This is a genomic window from Leptolyngbya cf. ectocarpi LEGE 11479, from assembly GCF_015207065.1.
GTDB lineage: Bacteria > Cyanobacteriota > Cyanobacteriia > Phormidesmidales > Phormidesmidaceae > Leptothoe > Leptothoe ectocarpi.
On record NZ_JADEXP010000137.1, the window covers coordinates 1 to 15,331 of the forward strand.

The window sequence follows — 15,331 nt, forward strand, 5'->3', positions numbered from 1 at the left end:
TATCTTAAAAGTTTAGAGCTGGGTAAAAACCACTGAAGATATTCAGAACACGAGCAAGCATTAGCCGTACGGATAAACTGATAAATAGGCTTACGTAGAAATTGCTATATGGTTACACCCCGACTTTAGAACATACTCACAGAAAATATCTGTAGCTAGCCGTACTAGCTAAAAGTATGAAAATCGCCTTCTCATATAGATACAATACCCAAAACCATAAGTTCTAATAAAACTCCCCGATATTCAAGAAAGCTTCATAACTGAGCCAGTTTTATAATCAGCTCAACTGGTTTCGATTTCTATTGTTGCCTATTTATGTGCCCAGAAAACTAGTGCTTAGAAAACTATTCATCTAAGGGCGCTGCTACCTTGACCATGGCATGACGTAAAACCCGCTCGCCCAGAATATAACCTCTGACTAGTTCCTCAATAACTGTACCGTCAGCATATTCATCGGTGGGTTCGCGCATCACAGCTTCATGCAAATTAGGATCGAATTCTTTCCCCTCAGCCCGCATAGGTGCCACACCAATACGCTTCATAGCTTCAACTAGCTGCTTATAAACACTTTGATAGCTCTTATGAACAGTCATTTCACCCTCGTTTTGAGGTTTAATCTGAGCCCGAGCCCGCTCAAAGTTATCAACAACCTCTAACAGATTACTAATCGTATTGCACTTAATTTGAACTTCAAGGTCTTCCTTTTCTCGACTCGTACGCTTACGGAAATTTTCAAAGTCCGCAGTAAGCCTCAAATACTGACCGTTTCTATCTTCTAGCTGCGTTTTAAGTTGCGCTATTTGCGCCTCCAAGGCAGCAATTTCAGCAACGTCTCCCGCAGCAGCAGCGTTAACATCGGTGGCATTATCAGCAGCGGCATCATCGGAAGATGCCTCAGAAAAACTACTGTCAAAATCAATTTCAACGTCAGCGTCTTCAAGCTTCAGCTCTTCAATATTGGCCTCTGCCTCACCAGCAGCATCAGAGGCCTCATCTGCTTCATTAGAGCTATTTTCTGCGGAATTAACGTCCTCTACCATCGTTTAACCTCATCAAAAACAGAACACAAGGGGGGTAATACTTGCCTTAGACGCTGATATTTTAAGCGAGTTGCACAGTACCAACGAGTTTTATCTAAATGAAAGTATTTAGATAAAGACCCCGAACACTAAGACCACAAAGCTCGCCACCAACCGGGTCCGTAGTTTTTTGCTTAACTACCTTTTCGGTATCACAATAGTGCATTTTGCAACGTAATGACTACATAAAATTAAGCCGCATCTGGAATGGAATTTCTGCTCTTACACCCGTTTTCAGCACACAATGATCGGGAATGCGGCTAGCTGGATACCAATGTTCAAGCTATTATCGGGGAATGGCGCAGCATCGTACGATATGCTGTGACACTTGGAGCAACTCAACCCACAGGGTTGGCATTCTCCCCCCTGTAGCTGTCTACAGAAAAGCGTTTTGTGGGCAACCTTCTGTAAGGATTTTCTGCGGCGACTATGACCAATTCCTCATCATCTCGGAAAGCGCTTGTTTTACAAAGAAGCTTTTCGCCATTTAGTAACCAGCTTATTCAGACCGGTTACGTCGATACGGACCAAATGCAACAGGCATTGGTTGAAAGCCGAAAGTCAGGGCGCTCGCTAACAGATGTTTTAGAGTCACTGACAGGGCAGCAGCTGAGTCCAGAGCTATTACGTCAGTATAAGAAGCAGCAGTTATTTGAGCTCAAAATCCTCTACGGTGTGGAGTCGTTAGACCCAGAAATTGAAAGCGTCTCTGATACAAAGGTTGGTAACCTCATTGACGACTTAATTCCCGTAGATATCTGTCGTCGCCATCGCCTGTTACCGCTTTCCCAGACAAATCAAGACGGGGTCTCCACGGTACTTGTTGCCATGGTGGATCCAGAAAATCTGGAAGCCCAGGACGATCTCAACCGTATATTGCGTCCAAAAAGCCTAAAGCTACGCCGCATGGTCATCACCGTTGAAGACTATCAGCGGATGATCTCGGCATACTTAGACGATCAGGTTGCCAAGGAAAAGCAACGAGATTTTGAACAGGCCGTTGATGTTAACACTAACTTAGAGGACCTCGATCTCGATGGAGCTGATCTCGAAGAGGCACTTGATGAAGAAGCTGATTTAGGGGCCGCAGTTCAGGATGCAGGGGCAGCCCCTGTGATCGCACTAGTCAATAAGATATTGGTCAAAGCACTCCAAGAAGGAGCTTCTGATATCCACGTTGAACCGCAAGAGGAGTTCTTACGGATCAGATTTCGCCGCGACGGTGTTTTACGGCAAGCCTTTCAGAAACTACCCAAGAAAATTATTCCAGCGGTAACGGCTCGTCTCAAAATTATTGCTGAGTTAGATATTGCTGAACGGCGTGTCCCCCAAGATGGTCGAATTCGTCGGGTATTTCAGGGACGTAAGGTAGATTTTCGGGTGAGTACTCTGCCTAGTCGATATGGCGAAAAAGTAGTTCTTCGAATTTTAGACAATACAGATACTCAGCTGGGCTTGGATAAGCTGATTACTGATGATGAAACCTTGAAAATCGTCAGAGATATGACCAGTTCTCCCTACGGGCTGATCTTGGTAACAGGGCCTACAGGTTCAGGTAAAACTACGACTCTTTACTCAGTCCTTTCAGAACGCAACGATCCTGACATCAATATCAGTACGGCAGAGGATCCGATTGAATATGCTTTGCCGGGTATTACCCAGGTACAAGTCATTCGTGAAAAGGGAATGAATTTCCCGTTGATTCTGAGGGCGTTCCTTCGACAGGACCCCGACGTTATTTTAGTTGGTGAGACCCGTGATTCTGAAACCGCTAAAACAGCTATTGAAGCAGCCCTGACGGGGCACCTAGTCTTAACTACGTTGCACACTAACGACGCAGCTGGTGCGATCTCACGGCTGAATGAGATGGACATTGAAGCCTTTCAGGTTTCTAGTTCACTAGTTGGGGTTCTGGCACAAAGACTTGTACGTAAGGTTTGTGCTGATTGCCGAGTCGCTTACGTACCGACCAATGAAGAATTGGCACGCTTTGGCTTGAGCGCCTCTGGTAGCGATATTTCTTTCTACAGAGCTAAAACAATTACCCCAGACCAAGTTGAGGCTGCGCGGGATGCTGGAGAGCTTTGTCAAACTTGTCAAGGCTCAGGCTACAAAGGTCGAGTTGGTGTGTACGAGGTAATGCGCATCACCGAACACTTACAAAAGATGATTTCGGATGGTTTACCTGCAGAGCATATTAAGGAAGCTGCTGTTGAAGAAGGTATGCAAACGCTACTTTCCTACAGTCTCAAACTAGTAGAGCAGGGGTATACAACCCTTGAAGAAGTAGAGCGAGTAACGTTCACTGATACGGGACTAGAAGCTGAACTCAAGGCGAGACGTAAGACTATCCTCAGTTGTTCTACCTGTAGTGCAGAATTACATCATGACTGGCTGGATTGTCCCTACTGTCTAACTCCCCGCTTTCAAAATGGTTAACTGGGCTACGTAGGTGTAATTCACAACTATAGAGTGGGTAAAATCATCCCCATCACTTGAATTTAAGCCTGGAATAATCCGGTTACTCTTTTTATACCCTTGCTTATAAGGTTTTTGTAGATATCTACCTGAGGTGGCTCCATGGAAATGATGATCGAAGACTTGATGGAAGAAGTGGTTGAGCGGGGAGGATCTGACCTCCACCTTTCAGCTGGCTTACCACCTTATATCCGAGTCAGTGGTCACCTCACCCCCACTGAACATCCGCCGATGACACCTGAGCAGTGTCAACGGCTAATTTTTAGCATGTTAAACAACACCCAGAGAAAACATCTAGAACAAAACTGGGAGTTGGACTGTTCCTATGGTGTCAAGGGTCTAGCACGCTTCCGGGTCAATGTGTACAAAGATAGAGGGACCTATGCCGCCTGCTTGCGAGCCCTAAGCTCTAAGATTCCTAGCGCTGAACTCCTGGGTCTGCCCGACATTGTGATTGAGCTAGCACGGCAACCTCGCGGATTGATTTTGGTAACCGGACCAACGGGGTCAGGGAAATCCACCACCCTGGCTTCCATGATCAATGATATTAACCATACTAGGGCCGAACATATTCTCACAGTTGAGGATCCTATCGAATTTGTGTATGAACCGATCAAAAGTTTGATCCACCAGCGGCAGATTGGGGAAGACACCAAAAGCTTTGCTAATGCCCTAAGGGCAGCATTACGGGAAGATCCCGATGTGATTCTAGTCGGTGAGATGCGGGATTTGGAAACTATCTCCCTAGCGATTTCAGCAGCTGAAACCGGTCACCTTGTTTTCGGTACTCTACACACTAGCTCTGCCGCTCAAACGGTAGACCGGATGGTGGATGTTTTCCCTCCTGGACAACAACAACAGGTCAGGGTACAGCTCTCTAACTCTCTAGTGGCAGTGCTTAGTCAAACGCTTGTGCCTAAGGCAAATCCAAAGCCCGGAGAGTTTGGACGGATTATGGCTCAAGAAATTATGGTGGTTACCCCAGCTATTGCCAACCTGATTCGGGAAGGTAAGACAGCGCAAATCTATGGTGCCATTCAAACTGGCGCTAAATTAGGTATGCAAACCCTAGAGATGGTTCTAGCGGATCTATACAAAGCTGGCACCATCAGTTTTGAGCAGGCCATCGGTAAGTCATCTCGAGCCGACGAGTTACAACGATTGATCAATGCAGGCGGAACAGGCGCTAATAGGAGTCAGGCCCAACGAGGACGTCCAGCTACCGGTGCCCGTCGATAGATAGTGAAGAGCCTACTTATTCTATCCAGTTGCAAGTGGGGGTTGCCTAAAAATTAGGCAACGCTGTATAAAGCCTTCAATGATGTCTAAGCATAAAACTTTGCAGAGGTAAAATCCATGCCTACCTATGTTGCTACAGGACGAGACACCACAGGCCGTACTCGCCGAGAAAAAGTTGTAGCGGCTACCCCTGGTGAAGCTCGGACAATGCTCAAGGAGCGTGGAGTCTTCATCCAAAGCATTAAGCAAGATCGAGCGATAAGCTTTAATCTTGAAGATATTAGAACGTCCTTGGTTAAGGTCTCTGTCAAGGACAAGGCTGTTTTTTCGCGACAGTTTGCAGCTCTAGTCAATGCCGGAGTAGGCCTAGTGCGGGGAATTGGCATCCTAGGTGAACAATGTCCAAACCCCAAGCTAAAAAAAGCTTTGTTGGCGATTAATGCTGATGTTCAGCAGGGAAACAACCTCTCTGACTCAATGCGTAAGCATCCAGGCAGCTTTGATTTGCTTTATGTCAGCATGGTTCAGGCTGGTGAGGTGGGTGGTGTACTCGATGAAGTACTCAATCGTCTAGCTAAGCTCCTAGAGGATCTAAATCGCTTACAGAACCAGATTAAGTCTGCCATGGCCTATCCGGTAACCGTAGGCGTACTTGCTGTCACCATTTTTATTGGTATGACGGTGTTTTTGCTGCCCATCTTTGAGAATATCTTTACGGAGTTGGGGGCAGAATTACCGGCTTTTACCCAATTTATGATTGGGATTAGCCACTTTTTACGTAATCCTCTGTTAGTTTTTCTAAGCATTGCGGGGTTAGTAGTGGCAGGTATTATTTACCGTCAGTACTACAAAACTCGGGCCGGTCGAGAAATGATCGACCGGATGTATTTGAAGCTACCCTTATTTGGTGATTTGGTTCAAAAGTCAGCTACTGCAAGGTTTTGCCGGACGTTTGGCTCTCTTTCTCGCTCAGGTGTTCCAATTTTAACGGCCTTGGAAATTGTGCGAGATACATCGGGGAACCAAGTCATTGCTAATGCCATTGAGGAAGCACGTTCAGAAATTCAAACGGGTGGGATGATTAGCTTAGCGTTGCAAAAGCATCAAGTTTTCCCAATTATGGCGATTCAAATGATCAGCATCGGTGAAGAAACGGGGGAATTGGATCAGATGCTGATGAAAGTCGCGGACTTCTATGAAGATGAGGTTGAACAGGCGGTTAAGGCCTTAACCAGCATCATGGAACCCATTATGATCATTTTTCTCGGCGGTATGGTGGGCTCAATCTTGGTGGCGATGTATTTGCCCATCTTTGCCCTTCCCAATGCTGTGGGTGGATAAGGATAAAAAGGATAGCATTAAAGCCATGGGTGTCTGTCTAACAAGATTTTAGTCGTTACTAAAACAGCGTCTGGCATATGCCAGACGCTGTTTTTATGTTTTTTGGGGCGCTTATTGAAGGATTTCCTTGAGCTTGTGCTGGTTCCAAAGCTGCTGATAGAGACCAGGAGCATTGACTAGACTATCGTGGGTACCTGTCTGAACAATGTGGCCTTGATCCATGACGATGATGCGATCGCAATTCGCCGCTGCCGACATTTGATGGGTAATAAAAATCACCGTCTTACGCTGGGTCCCATGGGATAAATTATCCAAAATTTGAGTCGCTGTCTGGTTATCCACACTGGATAAAGCATCATCAAGTACCAAAATAGGCGCATCAATCAGCAGCGCCCGTCCGAGCGCCGTACGCTGCCTTTGGCCCCCAGACAGCGTAATTCCCCGTTCACCTACCACCGTGTCATACTGGTTTGGAAAGTTTAAAATCTCCCCCTGGATCTGGGCAAGTTTCGCCGCCTGTTCAATCTCAGGCATCTCAGCCAGGGGCATCCCATAGCGCAGATTGTTTTTTACCTTTGTACTGAATAAAAAACTATCCTGGGGCACAAAGGCAATGGCCCGGCGCAGATCCGGCAGTGCCACCTGGGTGACATCATAATTATCAATAAACAACTGGCCTTCAGGAATTTCTAAAATTCGAGGCAGGGCCTTCGCCAAGGTAGATTTCCCGGAACCAATGGGACCCACCAGAGCCACAGTCTCCCCAGGCTCGATGGTAAATGAAATATTCTGAAGAGCTGGTGTCACGGTACCCGGATACTGATACATCAGCCCTTGAGCCCGCAATTGTCCCGTCACCTCAGCCACAGGCAAGGGAGATGCTTTAACCGCACTCGCCACCTTAGGTTGAGCCGCAAAAATCGCCTCAATGCGATCAACACTGACCTCACCCCGCTGATAGGACGTAATTGTAAATCCTAGTAGGGCAGTTGGAAACACCAGATTGTTAACATAAAGCAGCAGGGTAACAAAATCACCCACCGCCAGCGTACCAGCAGCGATACTACGAGACCCCACCGCCAGAATAATCGCTAAACTCAGACTCGCCAGACCACCCAATAATGGAAATAGTGTGTTGCGAGTACGCGCTAGGGACAAATTAGCATCTAGTACAGCATCATTACGCTGGCCAAAGGCTCGCTGCTCGTTAGTCTCCTGGGCGTAAATTTTGATCAGTCCGATTCCGCTCATGTCTTCCTGAATGAGCGTACTCAAGTCAGATAGAGACTGTTGCACATCGAGCTGTTCTTTCCGGAGACGGTTGCTAAAGAAGCCAACCAGAAACATCATGACCGGATAGATAGCCAAAGCAACGAGCGTAAGCTGCACGCTGATGCGCAACATCGCCGGCACAGTAAAGACATAGGCAAACAGAGTATTCGCCAAACTGAGCACAGCAAAACCCAGTAACCGTCGAATATTATCGACATCACTGGTGGCCCGATTAATTAGATCTCCAATCGTATTTTCGGCAAAATACGCCGACTCTAACGACAGCAAATGCTCAAAAATGCGCTGTTTGAGATCAAATTCAACCTGGCGACCCACCCCAAAGATCGTCACCCGTGAGGCCATGCGGATAGCCCACATAATCGTTGCCAACACCAAAATCAGCACTACATAGCGCAGGATTGTGCCATGATTCAGGGTGATCTTGAGTCGCTCAACCACATCCCCAATAATCAAGGGAATCCAAACACTGAGGATGTTAACAAGTAACAGTGCCCCCACCCCCAGGGCTAGCTGTCCTCGATGAGGTCGAAGATAGCTGGTCAAATATTGCAGCCTAGACTGTGCCATAGAAATACTCGAAACGTGTCTGCGGCCTTCGCCGCTTCACTATCCTAGTACTCCACAAGCTTGGCTGCTATAGCCTCATTGGTAACATCAGCCTAAACTTCAATATTGGGATCCCAACCAAAGTTAAAGCCAGGCAGCCAGCCCCGTAAGAAGTAGTACGTGGACGTCAGTACTTCATCCCAATAGCGCGATGTGAGCTGCAGCGCATCGACATTAGGAATAATGTCAGGCAATCGAGAAAACGTATCATTGCTCGACCAGGTATTAACCGAATAAAAATCAGTTGGTTTAGCAATAACCTGCATCCCCATGTTTTCGAAGGTCAATGCTGAGCGAGTCATGGTCATCGCTGGAGCCACCAGCATTACCCGTGCATCGGTGGGTTCATTCCGATTTTCCCTCGCTGCCAGAATTTGCTGATCCCGGAGAAATCTGTCTACCCGATTCGCCGTACCTTGCACGTTTAGCCCTGTAGATTCAAATCGAATACTTTCAGCCGGTACCCCATTGTTGAGCAACACCGTTCTAATATTTTGACGCTTGGCTTGGCTAGCCTCGCTGTCCCCGCCTGGATCGGCTGTGACAACGACAAACGGATTAGCGCCAGCTTGACGAGCTTCACCATAAAGCTGAGCGGCATAGATTAATCGGGGAACAAGTGAGGAGTTATAGGCCTGATCGCTAGCGCTCTGAAAAGCGACGGATTCTCTTGAGTCCCCTGCATCATTACCTAGGACAACAATGGCTCCTGTACGATCTAGCCGAGGTCCCTGCACCCCCGCTGGGCAAACCTCCCCACACTGCGCTGCTCGATCGGTAAATGCCTGCTGCACTTCCGACTCTGAACGACTAACGATAGAGCGACTAACGATGGGCAGGCTGGTGACCAGTAAAATGGCCAGGGCTACAGCCACCTGCTGTCCTTTGACCTTTTTGACCCCCTCGCTCATGGCTGACCCTAAAAGTAAAATTGTTGCTCCCAAAGGGGTCAACGGTAGTGATATTAATCGCCAAATAGTGCCGATAGTCTCATCATTTGGGTCTGCAAATGAGGCAACAATCAGCACTAGAACAACGACTCCCCCAAACCATGTCAGGTATGCTTTGGGGATAATTTTGGTCAAAATATACCAAACTAGTAGCCCAATTGTGGCCCAAAGTAAAATGCGGGTAAGCAGGACAAGCATGGAGACCTTTTAAAGAACAGGCGCGGGATTGTTCAAGAGTTAAGCACATTAGCTCAGTTTCGGCTATAGGGGTAGCCCCTCAAGTCGGAACCAATATACCCGGATCTGTACGTAGATGGGCTCAAAACTGCAAAAACATTTGACAAAACATCTATGTATTGCCCGAGTGCAGCGCCATGGGACCCCAACGCAAAACGGGAGTCCATGGAGAACTCCCGTCAGTTTCTTTCAGCCCTATATATCTAAACTATCTCCCTGCGATCGAGCAGGAGAAATGACGCTAGAAAACTACACCAGCTTAAGGTTGGGATACTGGGCGATCACCTCATCGTTGGTCAGGGTTTCACCGCTTGCTTGAGGTGTCCACAATATCTCAACGGCCATCAATGTATCACTCGGTATCGCTCCAATCTGGTTGAGCGCATTGCGAACAGTTTGTTCAGATTGGACATCTGGCAACGTTAGCTTTCCCTGGGTGGCCACAATCAGGGTCGCGATGATGTATTCCCCTGATTCTTGATTGCCGTCGGTATCGGGCAGTGCCGTAGGACTATTACCGGATAGCTGATTATTGACGTTGGAAACGGACTCATAACTAAACTTGCTCCGTTCCATGAGCGCTAGCCGGTTAAATTCGGCTTCTGCCGAGGTTAGCTTGGTGGCGATGGTATCGGTATCCGCATAGGCCCAATACTCGGGATGGCGCAGCAGGGATAAGGTGCTTTCTTGTAAGACTTTGGTTAAACCAGCCGATGAACTGGTATCAGCGGAGGTGGCTAGACGGTTGAGGTCGTCTTGTAGATGACGAGCTTTAGCCAGCAGCCCCACTTGCAGACGCGCGACGGACACGGTTGGATTTGGGGTGTAAGCTTCCCCGTCGCCGAAGCCGCTGGAGCGGAAGCTACGCACGAGGAAAGATGCGATCGCAAAAAACACCAGCAAACTAAATAAACCACCGCCGCCAAAGCCAAAAAACGGCATTATCAGCGGAAAGCCAAAACCAAAACCACCTCTCGGATAGCCGCTAGACGGCCCCCGATAGCTCCGTGGTGACGAATAGGTTCGACTAGGCGCTCTAAAGCTGCCTCCGCCGATACGGCCACCTGCGCGTGCGGCCATAGCACCATCGGCCTGAGAAAAGACCAAGAGAAATGCCAGGACACCCACCAAAACAGGCTTGAGTAGGAGACGTAGCCAAGACTTAAATCGACTCATGATGCAGATTGCCAAAAAACGCTCAAGTAGCCCACTAATGTGTAGCCATCCTTACTTTAACGTTTTTAGTTAGCTCAAGTAGATGGCTACAAATGGACGGATTACCGTCCCATCCTGGGAATAGTTTTGCCGCCACCAGTCAAATCCCAAAATAGCTAACCACCCCCCACTAACCACCTCCCACAATTGTCACCACTTCTAATCGATCGCCTGTTTGCATGACCGTTGTGTCCCAAAACTGACGGTGCACAATCTCACCGTTATATTCCACCGCCACCAAGCGCGGATCCATCTCTAGCTGAATAAGTAGCTGAGGCAGGGTGGTGCCCTGAGGGCACAATTGGGGTGTCCCATTGACCTGAACGGCGATGGGCTCAGAGATATTGTTCATGGGCGATGGGAACGACAAAACGTTAACTAAAATGCTGATTAAATTCACGGGTGGTCTGTGTGGGGTCATCGGCCTGCATAATAGCCCGCACAATGGCAATACCAGTCGCCCCAGCTTCTTTTACCGCCGCCACATTAGTCAAATCGATACCACCGATGGCAAACCAGGGCATCGGGGCATGCTCCACGGCATAGCGTACATAGTCGTAACCTGCCGCCGCTTTGCCAGGCTTGGTGGGTGTAGCATGGACAGGCCCCACACCAATATAATCAGCCCCCTCGGCAATCGCTCGCTCCATCTCTGCAGGACTTGTGGTCGACCGGCCCACAATAGGTAATGGCCCTAAAATACGTCGAGCCGCTGCCATGGGCAAATCCTGCTGCCCGAGATGTACCCCATCCGCACCCACCGCTGCCGCAATATCGACGCGGTCATTCACAATAAACAACGCATTGTACTGATGGCAAAGGGTTTTCATTTTACCAGCCAGGTCTAGACGCACCTCATCATCGGCTAACTTTTCTCGATACTGAACGATATCAATTCCCCCCTTGAGGGCTGATTCCACAATGGCTAACAGGTGCTCACTAGGAGACGTCACCAAATAGGTATTCGTCTTTGCCAACCGCTGGCGCAAATCATAGCCTAGCAATTTGCTTTCTAGGGTATAGAGCTGATAGCGCATGTGCTTAGCACCACTCGCCATCTCAGCAGAATGGAGTTTGCCATATTCTTCTAGAACCCTCAGCGCCTCTTGCACCCGGCAACAGTTGACCTGTACCACCGTTTGGAGAGTATCGCGCTGTTCTTCTTGGGGATGGCTAATAGCCGTCCCAGCATCACCAGGAGTATCACGACTTTGACGAATTCCGGAACTGTGCCAGCCACCCAGGGTCTGACGCAGGTGCTTAATCTGTTCCGTGAGCGTCCCATCATTTAAACCAAACCGGCACCATTCTTCAACGATACGTAAACCTTCACGAGCCCGGTCTAGGTTGGCATCCAAAATTCGATACAGCACCCGCTGAGAGTGATCATCAACAATTGACACAGAATTCATAGACAAAAAAGTGGGCATTAGCGCAAAAAAGTTTTCCTATGGTATCAGTTGTAAATTCGGTGCAGGAATGTTTTAAGAACGTTCGTCTTGCAAGGGTCCAGCCAAAAGCAACCGATAAATCTAATCAGATCCGTTACAAAGGGTTGACAAATACCCAAACCCCCACCAGAATTCCAAGGACTTAGGTATAAGCAATCCAAGTCCTTGGGTATAACAATCCAAGTCCTTGGGTATAAACAACCTAAACATAAACGACATCCTGCCTCACGCATCCACCACAAATTTTGCAGTACTAGTAACCCTGGGTTTGGGAAAGTGGGCAGAGCGTCATCGCAATTACCTCGAAGCCTATTAGGGTTTCGATTGATTACGTTCGTGGATTTGACGATGATCGCAACAACACGTGCCAAAACCTTAGGGAGTATGCTGCTGGCTTTAGCTACGCTGATGACAACAGGCTCAGCCAAAGCTCAAACCGTTCCCCATACTCAAATTACGCTCAGCCAGCCAGCGCAAAACTATACTGTGCTCCATGTAGATGCCGCAACGGGCAACGATCAGCGGAGTTCTGGTAGCGAAGAACAGCCCTATCAGACCATTACGCAGGCTCTACAGATGGCCCCGGCTACTAGTACGGTAATCTTGTTAGCGCCGGGGCACTACAGTTCAGCCTCTGGAGAGCAGTTTCCCCTGCACCTTCGGCCTGGCATTACCATCCAGGGAAATGCAGGTGCAACTCGAAATACCATAATTGTCGGCAGCGGCGAATTTCGAGATGGTCCCGTGACACAAAATACTGCCATTGTCACCTCTGATCGTTCGGGGCTAGCAAACATTACAGTTTCCAATCCCAAGGGCAGTGGTGTCTGGATCAGTGGAGGTGCGCCTATTTTACGTCGGGTAGCGCTAGTGGCGAATGCCGTGGCTGGTGTCCATGTGGCTGCAGGTGCCCCGTTGATCGAAAACAGTTATTTTCACCAAAATCCCAATGGTTTAGCAATTCAAGGTAATAGTCGCGCAACTGTTCGAGAAAATTTGTTTGAGGCCACGGGACGGGCAATTACTGTAGCGAGTCCGGCCACACCCACGATTAATAACAACCGCATTGCTCGCAATGATGTGGGCATAGCCCTCAAAAACAATGCCCGCCCTGTCTTGACCGCAAATATTCTCAATGGAAATGAACGTAACGGAGTGGTGGAAGTAGAGCCAACCACGGTTGCACTACCAGCTGGATTGCCAACGACACCTGGGAGATCTCAGACCGATCGTCTAGCGGTTAGAGGCTCTGAGATACCAAGGGAAACAGCGGAGTTACCGGAAGTCTCAGACTCAACACCCCCAGATATAGCAGCACCAGCACCGACAGCAGCCTCAGAACAAGAGGTGCCCGCTGTACTCACAAGACCAGAGACGGTCGCTGTAAAGCTACCCGCAGTAACCGCTAATCAGACAACAAGTCTAGAGCCCGTGGCAGTCACTACTGCACCCACTGCTCCGATTGCAGCGGAAATAACCGAAATGGCTGAAACGCCTGAGATCGACTTAGATGAGGGGGGGAATGGGACCGTTGATGGGGCCATAAGTGAGATCGCATCATTTAGGCAACATCTGGCCTTGTCTTCGTCATCTGCACCCGTCGCCAATGAATCCCCACCTCCTATTCTGCAGCGGGCACCATTATCAGTGTCCACAGCGGCTGACAATGATGCTATTCAGACTGACTTTGCGGACTTTGCGGAGCCCCTATCAACTGAGGAGGGAATTCCCATAGCGGTCATTTCTGTCGATGAGGCTGAGCCCACTGTCGATGAGACTGAGCCCACTTTGGAACACGAGGTTCAGTCTCACGAGAGTGACAGAGAGGGCGTTTCTAAACTATTGGCACGGTTACAGCAGCCTGTCGCTGCAGTTGCGACCACTGCGCCCACTAACAATGTCACTCCGCCAGCTGATGTGGTAGCAGTCTCCAGCCAACGGTTACCTGTACCGTCAGCGGCTATTCCCAGTGGCGGCGGATCAGGCAATCTAACACCCCCTGGTACGGTTTCTCTAGCAAGAGCTTTTCGTTATCGAGTACTGGTAGACATGGCAGATGCAGATGATTTACAGAATTTGGTACCCGATGCATTTCGTACCCAGGTAGGAGGTCGGATATTTATGCAGGCTGGAGCCTACGTCGATGAAGCCGAGGCCCAAGAACGGTTGACATGGCTGCAAGAAAATGGGATTGATAGCAGGGTTGATTTGAGAGAATAACAATTGAACCTCAAAAAATCATATCTAGGTCATAATCTCGTAGATCTAGGCAGTGGAGCGCGCCTAGATCAGGCTGCCAAGTAGCCACAAGTAACTCATGGGGACTCATGGGGGCAATGGCTGTGACATTAGGAGGACCTTGGATACCACCGATGGGAGACAGGTCACGATCCAGGAGTAAGATGCGCCCTTCCCCATTACAAAAGAGATATCCCCAGGGCAGCTCGAGCATGACTGTGGGGCAAATATCCAGGATGATGCGGGTCATGCGTAGGGGCTTGAGGGTGAGAAAAATGACCGTTTGCGGTGCATGGACATCAACAGCCATCCACTGATGGGGGGATTGCATGGAGGTCAGTTTGTCTAGCGTAATGCCGAGATTTAGCGAGGTTAGATAGGTACCACGCCGATTCCATAGCTGTAGTTGAGTGCCTGTTTTTCCCGCATGACCAACAATGGCTAAATGGCCGCTATCAATGGCAAGCACCTGGCTGATATCTATATCCGGAGACAGGGGCCGCCGAATGGGATGGGCTACCTGGTGAGGCGTTTTCAACTGTACAACGGTCAGCTGCCTGGCGTTAGGAGTCACCGTAGCAGCCCAACGATGGTGAGGATCAACGGTCACCATCGCAGGCATTGGCCAACGCATAAGGGGAGTTAATAAGTCAGCATGGATACCGGACCATAGTGCTTTCTGGGTACTGACCATGAGCCCTAGACCCGCCCGAGAGGGATATAGCCCCTGGATTGGGCCATCTAAAACTTGCCGACAGACAGTGATCGAACGCTGCTGTAATACGGCAAGTTGGCAATCTTGGCTCATCAACATCTGTAAAACCACGGGTGGATTAACAGATGAGAGGGTTAGTTCTTTGAGATTCCCTACAGACTGAGTCAGGGATTGCAAGGGAGCCCCGGTGTAGGGATGGTAAACCGTCTCGGCTTCACCGAGCGGAAGATAAAGGTCAGTTCCCTGGGAGACAACGACGTCTTTTAGATCTACCAGCATTTCCGCCGCCGTTGGATAACGGCGGGCAGGCAATTTTTCTAAGGCTCTGGTAATAATGGGTTGAAGTTTAGATTGGAGCGGCTCAATTAACGGGGCAACCTTAGGGACGGGCTGGTTTAGATGAGCTGATTGCAAAGTGGTGGGTGTACCCGTAAAGGGGCGCTGTCCCAACAGTAGCCCAAACAACATAACACCCTGTCTCTTATACAC

At 48.9% G+C, this 15,331-nt stretch carries 11 protein-coding genes; 4 read left to right on the plus strand and 7 right to left on the minus strand.

Annotated elements, in window-relative coordinates; all coding sequences use genetic code 11:
* Positions 1-344 precede the first annotated feature (344 nt).
* A complete protein-coding gene (gene grpE, locus IQ260_RS15385) occupies positions 345-1,040 on the minus strand; it encodes a nucleotide exchange factor GrpE (protein WP_193993987.1) in 696 nt (231 codons plus the stop codon).
* A gap of 468 nt (positions 1,041-1,508) precedes the next feature.
* On the opposite strand from grpE, the gene IQ260_RS15390 reads away from it, so the two are divergent.
* The 3 genes from IQ260_RS15390 (at position 1,509) to IQ260_RS15400 (ending at position 6,137) form a co-directional block, all read left to right on the plus strand.
* A complete protein-coding gene (locus IQ260_RS15390; RefSeq protein WP_193993988.1) occupies positions 1,509-3,518 on the plus strand; it encodes a GspE/PulE family protein in 2,010 nt (669 codons plus the stop codon).
* 141 nt (positions 3,519-3,659) lie between these two features.
* Positions 3,660-4,796, plus strand: a complete 1,137-nt coding sequence (locus tag IQ260_RS15395) for a type IV pilus twitching motility protein PilT (RefSeq protein WP_193993989.1) — start codon at positions 3,660-3,662, stop codon at positions 4,794-4,796.
* 117 nt (positions 4,797-4,913) lie between these two features.
* The gene (locus IQ260_RS15400; RefSeq protein ID WP_193993990.1) at positions 4,914-6,137 is read left to right on the plus strand and encodes a type II secretion system F family protein; all 1,224 of its coding nucleotides are present in this window, start codon (positions 4,914-4,916) and stop codon (positions 6,135-6,137) included.
* 111 nt (positions 6,138-6,248) lie between these two features.
* On the opposite strand, the gene IQ260_RS15405 is transcribed toward IQ260_RS15400, so the two are convergent.
* The 5 genes from IQ260_RS15405 to IQ260_RS15425 form a co-directional block, all read right to left on the minus strand.
* A complete protein-coding gene (locus IQ260_RS15405) occupies positions 6,249-7,997 on the minus strand; it encodes an ABC transporter ATP-binding protein (protein WP_193993991.1) in 1,749 nt (582 codons plus the stop codon).
* 92 nt (positions 7,998-8,089) lie between these two features.
* Complete coding sequence (locus IQ260_RS15410) at positions 8,090-9,184, minus strand: YdcF family protein (RefSeq protein ID WP_193993992.1); 1,095 nt, start codon at positions 9,182-9,184, stop codon at positions 8,090-8,092.
* Positions 9,185-9,472: 288 nt separating this feature from the next.
* The gene (locus IQ260_RS15415) at positions 9,473-10,399 is read right to left on the minus strand and encodes a DUF1517 domain-containing protein (RefSeq protein WP_193993993.1); all 927 of its coding nucleotides are present in this window, start codon (positions 10,397-10,399) and stop codon (positions 9,473-9,475) included.
* A gap of 169 nt (positions 10,400-10,568) precedes the next feature.
* A complete protein-coding gene (thiS, locus tag IQ260_RS15420) occupies positions 10,569-10,790 on the minus strand; it encodes a sulfur carrier protein ThiS (RefSeq protein WP_193993994.1) in 222 nt (73 codons plus the stop codon).
* 22 nt (positions 10,791-10,812) lie between these two features.
* On the minus strand, positions 10,813-11,850 hold the full coding sequence (locus IQ260_RS15425; RefSeq protein WP_193993995.1) for a thiamine phosphate synthase: 1,038 nt from the start codon (positions 11,848-11,850) through the stop codon (positions 10,813-10,815).
* A gap of 387 nt (positions 11,851-12,237) precedes the next feature.
* Here IQ260_RS15425 and IQ260_RS15430 point away from each other — a divergent pair, with 387 nt between their 5' ends.
* A complete protein-coding gene (locus IQ260_RS15430) occupies positions 12,238-14,109 on the plus strand; it encodes a DUF1565 domain-containing protein (RefSeq protein ID WP_193993996.1) in 1,872 nt (623 codons plus the stop codon).
* 10 nt (positions 14,110-14,119) lie between these two features.
* On the opposite strand, the gene IQ260_RS15435 is transcribed toward IQ260_RS15430, so the two are convergent.
* Positions 14,120-15,331, minus strand: a 1,212-nt coding sequence (locus IQ260_RS15435; protein ID WP_228016151.1) for a serine/threonine-protein kinase, incomplete at its 5' end; no start/stop codon positions are given.